Origin of the sequence: Vibrio barjaei (genome assembly GCF_001639065.2) — a bacterium.
Lineage (GTDB): Bacteria > Pseudomonadota > Gammaproteobacteria > Enterobacterales > Vibrionaceae > Vibrio > Vibrio barjaei.
Map to the genome: position 1 here is coordinate 198,449 of NZ_LQXO02000033.1, position 13,226 is coordinate 211,674.

Annotated in this window: 14 protein-coding genes; 8 read left to right on the forward strand and 6 right to left on the reverse strand. The window is 42.8% G+C overall.

Annotated features, from left to right (window positions below):
- The first annotated feature begins 18 nt into the window (after positions 1 to 18).
- The 8 genes from AWH66_RS15900 to AWH66_RS15935 are packed head-to-tail and all read left to right on the forward strand — an operon-like array spanning position 19 to position 7,834.
- Positions 19 to 1,233 (forward strand): TadE/TadG family type IV pilus assembly protein, encoded by a 1,215-nt coding sequence (locus tag AWH66_RS15900; protein WP_063606290.1) that lies wholly within the window; start codon positions 19 to 21, stop codon positions 1,231 to 1,233.
- A gap of 1 nt (position 1,234) precedes the next feature.
- The gene (locus tag AWH66_RS15905; RefSeq protein WP_063606291.1) at positions 1,235 to 1,663 is read left to right on the forward strand and encodes a TadE/TadG family type IV pilus assembly protein; all 429 of its coding nucleotides are present in this window, start codon (positions 1,235 to 1,237) and stop codon (positions 1,661 to 1,663) included.
- On the forward strand, positions 1,660 to 2,184 hold the full coding sequence (locus AWH66_RS15910; RefSeq protein ID WP_063606292.1) for a TadE/TadG family type IV pilus assembly protein: 525 nt from the start codon (positions 1,660 to 1,662) through the stop codon (positions 2,182 to 2,184). Before AWH66_RS15905 ends, AWH66_RS15910 begins: the two co-directional genes overlap by 4 nt.
- Positions 2,185 to 2,193: 9 nt before the next feature.
- The gene (locus tag AWH66_RS15915) at positions 2,194 to 3,414 is read left to right on the forward strand and encodes a CpaE/TadZ family protein (RefSeq protein ID WP_063606293.1); all 1,221 of its coding nucleotides are present in this window, start codon (positions 2,194 to 2,196) and stop codon (positions 3,412 to 3,414) included.
- 23 nt (positions 3,415 to 3,437) lie between these two features.
- On the forward strand, positions 3,438 to 4,898 hold the full coding sequence (locus AWH66_RS15920; RefSeq protein WP_063606294.1) for a TadA family conjugal transfer-associated ATPase: 1,461 nt from the start codon (positions 3,438 to 3,440) through the stop codon (positions 4,896 to 4,898).
- Positions 4,899 to 4,906: 8 nt separating this feature from the next.
- Positions 4,907 to 5,875 (forward strand): type II secretion system F family protein, encoded by a 969-nt coding sequence (locus tag AWH66_RS15925; RefSeq protein ID WP_063606295.1) that lies wholly within the window; start codon positions 4,907 to 4,909, stop codon positions 5,873 to 5,875.
- A gap of 2 nt (positions 5,876 to 5,877) precedes the next feature.
- Entirely contained in the window at positions 5,878 to 6,810 is a 933-nt protein-coding gene (locus AWH66_RS15930) for a type II secretion system F family protein (RefSeq protein WP_063606296.1), read from the forward strand.
- 10 nt (positions 6,811 to 6,820) lie between these two features.
- Positions 6,821 to 7,834, forward strand: a complete 1,014-nt coding sequence (locus tag AWH66_RS15935; protein WP_063606297.1) for a tetratricopeptide repeat protein — start codon at positions 6,821 to 6,823, stop codon at positions 7,832 to 7,834.
- Between the two features lie 60 nt (positions 7,835 to 7,894).
- On the opposite strand, the gene AWH66_RS15940 is transcribed toward AWH66_RS15935, so the two are convergent.
- The 6 genes from AWH66_RS15940 to nirD form a co-directional block, all read right to left on the reverse strand.
- Positions 7,895 to 9,382, reverse strand: a complete 1,488-nt coding sequence (locus tag AWH66_RS15940; protein ID WP_063606298.1) for a hypothetical protein — start codon at positions 9,380 to 9,382, stop codon at positions 7,895 to 7,897.
- Between the two features lie 108 nt (positions 9,383 to 9,490).
- Positions 9,491 to 10,534, reverse strand: a complete 1,044-nt coding sequence (locus tag AWH66_RS15945) for a DUF4382 domain-containing protein (protein ID WP_063606299.1) — start codon at positions 10,532 to 10,534, stop codon at positions 9,491 to 9,493.
- A gap of 41 nt (positions 10,535 to 10,575) precedes the next feature.
- A complete protein-coding gene (locus tag AWH66_RS15950) occupies positions 10,576 to 10,848 on the reverse strand; it encodes a hypothetical protein (RefSeq protein WP_063606300.1) in 273 nt (90 codons plus the stop codon).
- A gap of 217 nt (positions 10,849 to 11,065) precedes the next feature.
- Entirely contained in the window at positions 11,066 to 11,818 is a 753-nt protein-coding gene (gene cobA, locus AWH66_RS15955) for a uroporphyrinogen-III C-methyltransferase (protein WP_063606301.1), read from the reverse strand.
- A 126-nt stretch (positions 11,819 to 11,944) separates the two neighbouring features.
- Positions 11,945 to 12,805 (reverse strand): formate/nitrite transporter family protein, encoded by an 861-nt coding sequence (locus AWH66_RS15960; protein ID WP_006070704.1) that lies wholly within the window; start codon positions 12,803 to 12,805, stop codon positions 11,945 to 11,947.
- A gap of 97 nt (positions 12,806 to 12,902) precedes the next feature.
- Positions 12,903 to 13,226: a nitrite reductase small subunit NirD gene (gene nirD / locus AWH66_RS15965; protein WP_063606302.1), complete on the reverse strand. Its 324-nt coding sequence runs from the start codon at positions 13,224 to 13,226 to the stop codon at positions 12,903 to 12,905.

Genomic DNA, 13,226 nt, shown 5'->3' on the forward strand with positions numbered 1-13,226 from the left:
GAGATGAGGAGGTTCAGCATGTTTAAACATAGAATTCGATATCGTTCTAGACGAAATCAAAAAGGACTAACTTTGGTGTTGATCACTATGGTTTTAGTCGTCTTTCTAGTCTTCGCCGCTTTTGCGGTGGATGTAAACCATGCTCTGCTCAGCAAGACAAGATTACAAAATGGAGTTGATGCAGCTGCGTTAGCGAGTGCCGTTAAGGTGAGTGCCGGTGAAACCGACGCTGTCGCTCAATCTATAGCGATACAAACTCTAACAACTATGTACGCCGCAAGCGGGAACACAGAAATAGACATACCAGCCGAATCGATCAGTGTTCAATTTTCCAATGACCCACAGGATTTTGGAAGTACTTACGATGATAGCTTAGATACTTATATAAGGGTTTCGGTAGCTGACGTTCCTCTTAATTCCTATTTTCTTGGTTATTTTGGTTTTGACAAAGCGGGTGCTGCGAGCGCTGTCGCAGGACCTAGTTCAACAATTATCTACGCTTGTAATGTTGTCCCAATGGCCGTGTGCGCTGCTCCTGTAAGTGGAGCCAATGACTTTCTGGGTTATACATTTCAAACGGTATATGAATTGAAAGTCGCCGACAAGAATTCAACAGATATGGGGCCTGGTAACTTTCAGCTACTTGATTTCGGTAGTGGTGGCTCTTCGGTACGCGAATATTTAGCGGGTGGATTTGTTGGTTGCGTAGATATTACTAGCACTGTTACGACGAAACCGGGGGCAAGTATTGGTCCGGTAGGCCAAGGGTTAAACACAAGGTTTGGTGACTACTCGGGCGGCGGAATGAACTCTTCAGCATATCCACCAGATATTTATGTTAAAGAGCCAACTACGCTCGCGGAAACAGACGCTAATGGTGATGTGGTTTATGACAACTCGTGGATGCACGCCGACTATGAAACCGAATCGGCGTCATGTAGTGGAAGTGCCAGTGGCAGTTGCACAAGTGGTGAAAACGGACGACGTATTTTGCCAGTTCCGATGGTAGATTGCGATGGCGCGAGTGGAGGTACCACTGAATTACCATTGCTTGCTGTTGGGTGCTTTTTCCTCTTGCAGAAAGCGCCAAATAATAACGGTGCTAAAGATGGCGTTTATGGCGAGTTTATTGAAGATTGCACCATCACAAATGGTACGACCGGTGTAACACCAAGTAGCGAGGGCATATTCAAGATACAGTTGTACCGTGACCCATTGAGTGGAGAGTCATGATATGAAAGGACTCAAGAAACAAAATGGCCTTGCTGCGGTAGAGTTTGCTCTGATTACTCCATTAATCATTGTATTTATGGCTTTGTACATCGAGATCGGCAGCATGTTTGTGGACTACCAAACGCTCAATAAAGCGGTTAGGAACGGGGCACGTTTTGCGGTAACCAGTATTTACGGAACGGCAACCACACAACAAATTGCGCCTGTCGACGAAATAAAAAACATGGTCGTTTATGGTCGCAATCCAGCGGTTGGCGATGCTCTGTTGCCGGGGCTTGTTGTTGATGGCGTCTCCGTCACCCATGTTAGTGACGTAGTCACGGTAACTGCTGATTATAGCTACGTCCCTTACTTTGCAACGATACCGTTTTTAGGTGTTGATATGTCAGTAGATTTTTCAGCTTCAGCAGTAATGGAGACTGGATTATGAGTAATGATAAAAAATCTCAATCAGGGATAACAATTATCGAATTCAGCCTCGTGTTACTAGGGGCTTTAATCCTGATGTTTGCAGCATTTGAGTTTGGCCGTTACGTATTTTCGATGCAGATGCTAAATGAAATGTCGAGAAAAGCTGCACGTTTAGCTGTGGTCTGCTCTATTTCTGACCGCGATGATATCGCAGATCTTCCAGAGGTATCCGAAAATAGGCCTGTAGGTTTCGTGGCGACAAATCTATCTATTGATTATGTTGATAGCACTGGTGCAGCGGTCAATGTAGACAATTTCTCGACCCTGTCTGAAGACGACCAGAATTTTGTCATGTCACAAGTTAGGTTTGTCAGGGCTGAAATTACGGGGTATCAATTCCAATTCTTCCCTTTGTTGTCATTCATCGGCACAGCGGGAGCGATAAGCACACCAAGCTTTCCCACAATATTGCCAGTTGAAAGCTTAGGGATTGTGCGACCGAATACAGGCGAAACGGCAGGTGTCGTTGAAGATTGCTAGGAGAGCGAAATGGGTGAACCAGTACCAATCAATAGAATGAGTGCGGAAAGTATTCAGTTTTCTTTGAGAACGAATCTAACAGTATGGGTATTTAATGTCACGGACGAGTTTAAACAGCATATTGTGGGAGAGTTATCGAAGAGCATTAATACCGTTGTTGAGACTTTAAGCCTTAGTTTGGTGAGCCAAGAATCACTGTCATTACTGCATGCGCCCGATGCTATATTTGTGGAAGCTAAACAAGGATGGTCGTCGAAGGTAGCAGAGATGCAAAATTATACTCTACCATTTGGTGATATGGACACGTCACTCATTGTTTTTGGAGATGAAACAGACAGTTCGGCGCTTCGAATCGCATTGCGAGTAGGGGCTTCAGATTATTTGAGTGACAACTGCTCCATGGCTGATTTACTACCTCTTTTGAGACAAATTGCCGAGCAAAAGATCGTACGTCGTAAGATGGGGGAGCTCTTCTTATTTGTTAATACTAAGGGCGGTAATGGTGCATCTACGATTGCGATGAATGTCGCGATCGAGTTGGCTGATAACCATCCTGGTGAAGTTCTACTTATCGATATAGATACGCAGTTTGGACTGCTAGCTGAATATCTAGATCTGTCACCTAAATATGGCATGTTAGATGCGATAGATAGCTTATCGGAATTAGATGAAGCATCTCTAAGTGGCTTTGTCACTGAGTATGACAACAAATTGCACACAATAGGCTTTGCTACCGGACAAGGCAGTGCCGCGATTGACCATATGGAAGAAATTCAGAAAATCGTGCCTTTATTTAGGCAATTTTACAAATATATCGTTATTGACTATTCGCGTGGGATAGAGCCCGCGTTTGCGAACTTAGTGACGCCAGCCACACGTGTTTTCTTAGTGATACAACAAAACTATATGTCCCTTAAAAACGCCAATCAACTAGTGCGTTCGTTAAAGTTCGATTTTGGTCATGATGAAAAATCAATTGAACTCATCGTTAATCGCTATGAAAAGGGACAGTCTATTACCATCAAAGACATCGAAAACACAATACCGAAGCTAGATATCCAACTTATTCCCAATGATTTTAAGGTTGCTAATGAAAGTGCCAATTTGGGTAAGCCAGTTATGAATTTCAAGAAACGCAGTGCGATAAGCAAAGCGCTGCAAAAATTCAGTGGTTCGCTTCAACCCGAAGAATCCACAAATAAGGGGTGGTTGTCCAAGTTGTTTAAATAGGAAACCTAAGGAAAGGGTATACCATGTTATTTCGTAGAAAAAACATCAATCCAGATTTCGAAAAAAGAGCTAACGCGCTGGATGAGGAACCGCAATTTGCTTCCGATGAGAGTGTCGTAACGTTAAGCAGCGAGACTAACACTAATGCCGAGTCTGAGGAAAAGGCGGTTAAACAGCGAGCTGTTGATGAAACTCGAAAGCAACTAGAGCAGGATTTAGAGATTAAGCACTATTTCCACAAGAAGCTTCTAGAAACTCTCGATTTGGGGCTGCTGTCGAGTTTGGATGAAGAGACGGCAAAGAAGGAACTTCATCTCGCTGTACAAACTCTAATGAACGATGACAATCATCATCCACTCAGTCATGAAGGGCGTAAACGTGTATTGGGGCAAATTGAGGACGAGGTGTTTGGCTTAGGACCATTAGAACCATTGCTTAAAGACAGCTCGGTCTCAGATATATTGGTTAATGGTAGCAAAAATGTCTACGTTGAGCGTCGAGGTAAACTGGAGCGCACGCCCTATACGTTTTTAGATGATAGACACCTTAGAAACATCATTGATCGAATTGTTAGTTTGGTAGGACGCAGAATCGACGAGGCCTCCCCTATGGTTGATGCTCGTTTACAGGACGGTTCGCGCGTCAATGCCATTATTCCTCCTCTTGCTATCGATGGCCCTTCTGTCTCCATTCGTCGTTTTGCCGTCGATCGTCTAACAATGGATAATTTGCTGGAATTAAATTCTCTTTCGCCGCAGATGTCTCAGTTTATTAAGGGAGCGGTAAAAGGAGAGATGAACATTCTTATATCGGGAGGAACTGGTTCGGGTAAAACGACCACTCTAAATATTTTCTCCGGATTTATTCCTGAAGACCAACGGATCATTACGATAGAAGACTCTGCGGAGCTGCAACTTCAACAACCTCATGTTATCCGTCTAGAGACTCGCCCATCAAACTTAGAGGGGAAAGGGGAAATTACTCAACGAGAATTAGTTAAAAACTCCTTGCGTATGCGCCCCGACCGTATAGTTGTCGGTGAGGTGCGGGGGAGCGAAGCGGTTGATATGTTATCTGCTATGAATACAGGTCACGATGGTTCTCTCGCGACTATTCACGCCAATACACCGAGGGATGCCTTGAGTCGGGTCGAGAATATGTTCTCAATGGCTGGATGGAATATTTCAACCAAGAACTTACGGTCGCAAATAGCTTCTGCTATTCATCTTGTTGTTCAGATGGAGCGTCAAGAAGATGGTAAACGTCGTATGGTCAGTATTCAGGAAATCAATGGTATGGAAGGTGAGGTCATCACCATGTCTGAGATTTTTAGGTTTGAACGTCAAGGGGTAGATAAACAAGGTAACGTCATCGGCGAATATAAAGCTACTGGCGTAGTTCCTGAGTGTCACTCAGGCTTAGTGAAGCGAGGTATTGATTTACCATTTGAATTGTTTAATGAATTAAAAAATAACCAAGGTTAGGAGGACGTATGACTGTTGATATAACGTTGTTCTTCATCTTGCTGTTTGTTTCCATTTTCCTAATTTCCCAGGCGTTAATTTTGCCCGCTGCGGGTCAAAGAGCAAAGCACCAGGAGCTTGCAAAACGACTAAACAAGACTAAGTCAAATATAGACACGGAAAGTATTAACTTACTAAAAGAGCATTACAACAAGTCGCTTTCTCCATTAGATCGGAGACTTGTTGCTATTCCTTACTTTGCTAATTTGAAAAAAATGTTAGAACTTGCAGGGATCTCTATTGCGTTAAGTGATATCGCTGCAAGAACATCGTTAGCCTGTCTTTTTCTAGCCGTTATTGGACTGTATTTTTCCGTACTTTGGTACTTCTTAGTGATTGGGTTTGTACTCATCGTAATGTCAGTTGTGTTTTTTGTTAACTGGAAAATAACTAGGCGATTAACCAAGTTCGAAGAACAATTGCCGGAAGCGCTTGATATTATTCGACGCATGTTGCAAGCAGGGCAACCGCTTACTCAGGCGTTTAGAGAGGTTGGGGAAGAATTGCCCGCACCAGCAGGTGAAGAGTTTACCAATACTTTTAACTTGCTTAACTTTGGTTATGACACCAAAGTCGCCATTTTGAATATGGCGGATCGAGTTCCTACCGTATCTATGTTGGCATTTTCCTCTGCTGTACTATTACAGAAAGACACAGGGGGCAACTTATCTGAGAATCTACATAAAGTATCAGAAGTGCTAAGGGCGAGATTCAAACTAGCAAGAAAAATCAAAACACTATCTGCAGAGAGTCGACTGTCTGCGTGGATTCTGGTTCTCGCTCCTTTTGTCTTATTTGGTGGGTTATCTTTTGTAAATCCAGAATACGTAGAGCCCTTATACACGGATCCAAGAGGATTAAAGATCATCGGTTTTGGTATGGTTAGCCTCGTTATCGGTGCTTTTTGGATACGCAAAGTGGTTAATGTGGAGGTGTAGTCATGGAAGAGCTACTTTCGAACCTTACCGGAATTAGCATTACCAGAGGTCAACTAATGCTCGTCGGCATACTAATTGCCGTAACATTATCCGTTTTCTCCTTGGGATTCGTTTTGAGTGGAGTACGATCCAATATCAATCGAAGAGTGGATGATTTATCGGACCCAGAGGTTAAGAGACAAGGCAGTAAAGTAAAAGATACGTTGGAATCGATATCACCGTTGTATATGCCGAAAAGTGGCAAAGAGCGCGAGAATATAAGACATCAATTGATGCACGCGGGACTCCATCAAAAAAGCGCAATTGCTAACTTTTATGCATTGAAATTACTGTCATTTGTCGTGTCACTCGTTGTTGCTGGTGTTTTGTATCTCACGTTAAACGATTCATCCATGCTCAACTTCTACCTAGCCTGTGTTGTGTTCGCTGGGTTATTTTTGCCTAACATTATTCTTAGAAAAAAAGGTAAAGCTAGACAGAATAAGATTCGACGCGGTATTCCGGATGCGCTTGACCTCTTGGTCGTTTGTACTGAGTCTGGCTTGGGTTTCTTGGCGGCATTGCGACGAGTTGCCGACGAGATCTATATCTCTCATCCAGAACTGGGCGATGAGCTGGAAACTATTTGTGTAAAGGTTAAAACTGGTGTTGAAATTCCCACTGCATTTGAAGAGATGATAACTCGTACGGGTCTAACGGAACTTGCAGGCTTGGTGAGTATGCTGTCACATGCATCAAGAATAGGTGGATCAATTTCGGATACCTTAAGAGAGTATACGGAAGATTATCGAGATAAGAGAAACCAAGCTGCAGAAGAGATTGCTGCTAAAATCCCAACTAAAATGATGTTTCCGATGTTCCTGTTTATCTGGCCATGCTTTTTCATTGTGGCAATAGGGCCGTCTATACTTATCATACTCAAAAATTTCGAGTAAGGAGCGCAACATGAAGGGAATCAAATGGGCTTTGCTGATGATAACCTTGCTGCTATTGCAAGCATGCTCATCAAGCAGTAACAAACCAAATTATGACACATCGTTATATCAAGGGCGACCTATAGAGACGTTAACCCAAGGGCCTCCTCCCGTCTCTGAAGTTGAAGCCATTCAACGCGGTGATGCCGCACTCAATGCGGGCAATATCGACTTAGCGCTCTATGAGTATATCCGTTCAATGTCGTTTTCTCCTCTAGACTACAAAGACAAAACGCTATATACCATTGGGCAAATTCACCTGTCACGAGGCAATAATGAACTTGCTGAAAAAGCATTCTTGATGTCAGTTAAGGAAAACCCAAATAATGTTATGGCGCTGCAACAGCTCGGGAATCTGTATACCCAACTTGGGAGAGTAGAAGAAGGAGAGAGTTACTTTTTACGCTCGGTAAATGCAGATCAAATACGCCTAGGTTCAAAAGCGATGATCGATTACAACAGTTTGAATAAACAAAGTGTTGAGGCGCTTGTTGTTGATTCACAATCTCCCGCTGTATCTTATATGGGGCTAGGCATTATTGCTGACGTGGAAAATAAGTATGATATTGCAAGAGTATTATATGATAAGGCATCCATTGCAGCGCCTCAAATGACAAAAGTTCTTATAAATCAAGGTTACTCGTATTACATGTCAGGTGACTATACCAAGGCAGCTCGATATACACAAAATGCGCTGAAACGTGAACCTTCGAATGAAAAGGCGCAGAATAACATGGCTTTGATTTATCTGGCACAAGGACAAGAAAATCAAGCCTTAAATATGTTCTCTCGTCATATGGAACGCTTCGAGGCGCTAAATAACGTAGGTTATTTTCTAATGTTAAAAGGGAGGCCAGAGAAAGCCATTCCTTATTTCCAACAAGCCATAGATTCGAAACCCTCATACTATAAATTGGCGAATGATAATTTGGATAGAGCCTTAGCTGAGGTTAGGGCGAAAGAGGTAATTGTCACAAGTAATTAGTCTTACTCGCGACATTTCAAAGCGGTTCGAGTATGGATGCTTGGCCGCTTTTTTTTGCCACTATTTCCTGTTGGGGGCTTCTAACAAATGCCAACACTTCGCTGATACTCGCAAACCGTATTGACTTTGATCTTGGATGGTGAGAATTTCCTCTTCCGTTAATGTGCAGTTGCGGATGATAATATAATCGTAATTGAGTGCTTGCACCTTCTCCCAATCTAAATTGTCATAGTTGTAACTCACTTGTCCTGTCCAGGGGTAATCCCCATGTTTTGTTCTGATCATAATGTTATGTACATAAGCGAAACTGTAGTCAATATTTATATCAAGGGTATTGGAAAGCCAGTGTGGAGTGTGAAGGAACAATGGTAATGGACGAGAAGTGATATTAAAGTAGCCTAGATCATCAAACTTAGATATATAGAATATGTCCGATGTGTTGCGAATGGTACGGATTATTTTGTGATAATCCTTGTTTTCTCGGTTAACTGCAAGCTGATTAGTAAACACGGCCATAATTGAAAACATAACCATGATCAGGATACTTAAGTTAAAGGCTCGAGTCGATTTTATATTAGAAATGAAGAGAGGTATGAAAAGTATGCTCACTTGTAACAGTCGATCAGCAATATAAGCGGTTGAGAAGGCAATATATGGTGAAATAAAGAATAGTAAAATATTGGCTGCAATTAGTGCATTAAGCACCTTGTTATTCTTGTCCACAAAAACAAATCGAGTAAAAATAAACACCAATAATAAAACCTTTACGATTGATAGATATTTTGTGTTGTCGCCAAGAACAACGAGTGTCATTGTACCTAATTTATCTATTGGCGTACCAAAGATTAATTCCGAAATCTCATTTGAGGATGACTCAGTACTAACTGAGAAAATGGTCCAAAGTAACACTAGGAATATCGGGCTAATAATTGGAATAACCTGAAGCACCGTTTTGGAGGAAAAGTGATTACGAGTAAAATGTAAGACCATGATATTGAAAACGATGAGAGCCCAGGCAATGGCATGGCCAAAAATAAGAGAGAACGAAAAAATGAGACTTGCCATGGATTGTATCTTTATTCTTCGGATAATGACGAAATATAACCAGATTGTTCCAATAGATAGAGTGAGTAAAAATGGGATAAATCCCCAGTAGAGCGCTGGTGAGTATAGAAAACATAAGCTGAGCAACTGAACTTGTCGTGGTCTTTTAAAATGTAACACAAGTGCTCGTCCTACAAAGGCAAACACCAGAAGGTATACCGTTATCGCGACTTTTATAGCGATAATAGGACCAAATAAGTGTGCAATTGGAAGCATTAAAAGGTTAGGTAGCACATAAGGCGTGAACCAGTTTATCCAAAATCGATCTTGGTAAAACGATTGATTTTGCAACAGCCGATCTAATATTTTTAATTGTGAGGCGTGCTGCGGGCCATCGACAATAGCCGGATATTGAAAGACCCAAAAGAGGCCGATCAGGGTGGCAAGCAATAGCAAAAATGCCAAGTCGTATTGGTTGTTTGTTTTTATATAACCTTTGAACACAAGCCTTGAGAACACCAAGTAGTATGGATTTATAAGATCTTAGGTCATATCAGGATGAAGTGCATAAAAAAGAGGACATAAAGCCCTCTTAAACAAAGACCGGAGCAACTAGGGTACGGCGAATGTCACGTTGCTATCAGAACCCACTGCGACACTAGCCGCCTCTACTTGATAAATGCTGAAACCGGCAGCAACTGGATCAGCGTTGTCAACGTCATCATCATGCTGAGCGGTACATGTATAACCTAAGTTGTATGTGCCGGACTCTAAAAAACCAAATGAAAATTGATAGATACTTTGATCGTCGCTTAAAGTAACTGCGGCTGAGGATAATGGTTTAGTCTCATCGGTGCCGTATATTGGTGCCATATTGTCTTGAGTAACACTTCCATCATATAGATACACGGCTTGAACAGCTGGATCTACGGTAGGTGAGTTACAGTTCGTGAAGGTATCCAAAGACACCGTGCCTTCAATATTACCGGTTGTTACCGTATTGATCAGGCTGACGGAAGTTCTTTGAATAACATAGTCTCCTGCAGACTGAGGGTCTTCACGTAAACCTCGTCTTAAATCAAACTCCAAAGCAAAGTCGTTATTATCTGCGTTCACAGTAAAGGCATTATTGAAGTAAAGCACGCCTGCATTATCTATTTTTCCAACGCCTTGCGGGCAAGAACCTTCACCTTTTACAGTTAATTCAGGGTGGACAAGGTCGGCTTCATTTTCTACCACGTATGACGGGTACTCTGGGTGATCACCATCGTTGGCAAACACGCACAGTTTGTAGCTACCGACAGGAACAACTTCATTTTTTATTAGTGGCAGTGATGCGCTACCTTGGTAATCAAGTAAGTTTACACTCAGAGGAACTCGCTCTTCTCCATCTGGTATGAGGTTGCCATTTTCATCGATGGGATTACCATTCTCATCGGTTAGATATACATCATATTCAAGTGGTGAGCCACTGCCTTGCGGTAGTAGTGCAACCTTTCCGAAGGTTACAACGACTTCTTTTGCATCATCAACTGGCGCATCTGTGACGCTTAACGTTATTGGAGTAGTGGACGATGAAGACCCCGAATCACCTCCACAACCAACAAGAGTAAGCGAGATAAAGCTCGCTAATACTGTAAGTCCAGCATGTTTCATAACTTAAATCCTATATTCACTGCGATGAAAGGACAGATGACTTAGTCATCATCTTTATCTTTCCCTTTTTTGTTCTTATCGTGTCCCTTACCTGGATTATCATCACCATGAATACTGCGATTTTCCTTATCGCCTTTGTCTTTTCCCCCTTTGTTATCTCCACAGTCCTCAGAGCGCAAGGTAACAACGTCTCCCTCAATTTGACGACAGTCTTCGCTGATCTCCATTCGATCGCTTTTAATCGTCAAGTCGGCATAAGCAGATGAGAAAGGGATTAAACAACTCACAAGTAAAAAAACAGAAGTCTTATTCATAATGAACCAACCTGTTGCAGTTAGGGACATGAATGTCGTGTATAGGTTAGTTAAGTTTAGTAAAGATATGTCAGAGCTAGTCGATGGTGAGAAAGGATAATGTCAATTGATAGCAGAAATGAGACAGCTTACCACAAGAGATAGCGGAGCTTATTAGTATGGACGCATAAAAAGGCCAGCTACTCTGAGCTGGCCTGAAAGGTTCAAGAACGTTTGATTAGAACCATTTTAGTTTATCGTGTAGTTGAGTAACATTTCCAACCACGATCAATGCAGGACTTTCAGCCTCACTTGCCATTGTAGGCAGCGTGTTAAGTGGCCCTTGGAAAACGCGCTGTTCTTTGCGTGTACCGTTTTCAATCACTGCGCACGGCGTATTTTCGTCAAGACCATGGGTAATTAGTTTATCAGTGATACGGCCGCTTTGCTTCAGACCCATGTAGAACACAAGTGTATTGTTTGATTGAGCCAGTGAACTCCACTCAATTTCTCGGCCGTCCTTTTGAACATGTCCGGTAATAAACTGTACGCTTTGAGCGTGGTCGCGGTGGGTGAGGGGGATGCCAGCATAGGCTGTGGCACCAGCCGCTGCGGTAATGCCTGGAACCACTTCAAAACTAATACCATTTTCTGCCAGTGTTTCCAGCTCCTCGCCGCCACGACCAAAGATGAAGGAGTCGCCGCCTTTGAGGCGCACCACTTTGAGTCCTAACTGTGCTTGTTCAACTAAGATCTGGTTAATTTGATCTTGAGGCACACAGTGGTAATCGAGCTTTTTGCCCACATAAATCATCTCAGCATCTGGTTTGGCAAGTGCAAGAATTTCTTTAGAGACTAAACGGTCAAAAACGACAACATCAGCCGATTGAATTACGCGATATCCTTTCACTGTCAACAAATCAGGGTCTCCCGGCCCTGCACCGACTAGAGAAACGAAGCCAGTGTTTAAAGATGTTTGATGAGTGGTCATAGTTATGCCTATCAATTTCAAATTTTGGATATAAAAAGTAAAACTCAGATAATGGCAAAGTTAATACTGTTTATAGCCAAAGAAGCTATCAACAAGGCCTCGCACATAGTACGAGGCCCAATAAGCTTATTTGCTCAGTGCTGGTTCAGCGTTCACTGACACTTCTGCGTCTGCTTGTGCATCTAGAGATGGTGCAGTTTTAGCGTGAGTTAGGTAAAGCGGGAGACAAGTCATGATAAGACCGCCAACGATGTTACCAAGAATGGTTGGGATTAGGTTGAAGTTCAACCAAGTTGCGATACCAAAATCAGCACCAAGAATCATACCTAGTGGGAATAGGAACATGTTTACTACAGTATGCTCAAAGACTAGTGCGAAGAAGATGAAGATAGGGAACCACATCATCGCTACACGACCCGATACAGAACGTGCTGTCATGTTGCCGATAACGCCAAGGCATACCATCAGGTTACAAAAGATACCGCGTACGAAACAGGTGATCCATCCGTCCATACCCATGTTTTCAAAACCAAGGCTACGAGCTGTCGATACCGCTACAAACTTCTTAGCAACCGCATTAAGTTCAAGAGAGAAGTTACCAGTTAGCGAGACTGCTACAAGGTAAGCAACGATAAGAGAACCAATTAGGTTGCCCAAACCTACAAGTCCCCAACAACGGAAAATACGGTTCCAAGTAATACCAGGACGGTTAGCAAATTTAGCCAATGGTGCAAGACCGAATACACCCGTTACAAGGTCATAGCCCATCACACTTAGAATAACGAAACCAACGGGGAAGACGAGCGCACCCACGATACCGATGCCCGTTTGAACGATGGTTGTGATTGCAACAACTACCGCCAAAGACAGGATGATACCAGCCATTGTGCCACGAAGGAGGAGGTCGCGAGTGCTTGTTTTTGTTTTCGCTTCGCCAACGTCGATCATGGTTTGCACAAATTGCGCAGGTTTAAAATCAGCAGACATAGAATTGTACCTATTAAAAGTTAAAGTTAAAAAGTAAAGATTGAATAGTGATAGGGGCTAGGGCTTCTAACCCCTATAGGCTATTCAGTCTCTTGGCTTACGCCGAAACTTCTACTGCACCTTTGGCAATACGAGTTTTGTATGCTTTCACGGTAAAGCGCTCATCTTCCATACAAATACCTGTTGCTAGGTTGAAGCGTTGTTTCTTCAGAGGGCTTGCTACCCAAAGCTCACCTTGGTGCTCAACAATTAATCCACGTGATAGCACGTTAGATTGGTAGAATGGGTCCATGTTGCTGATCGCCATCACTTCTTCAGCAGCCGTTGGGCGGAAAATAGCAACCTGTTGGCCATCCACCAAAGCACATACGCCAGTGCCAGGGATGATGTCTTGGATATCACATACTTTTTGAAATGCCAT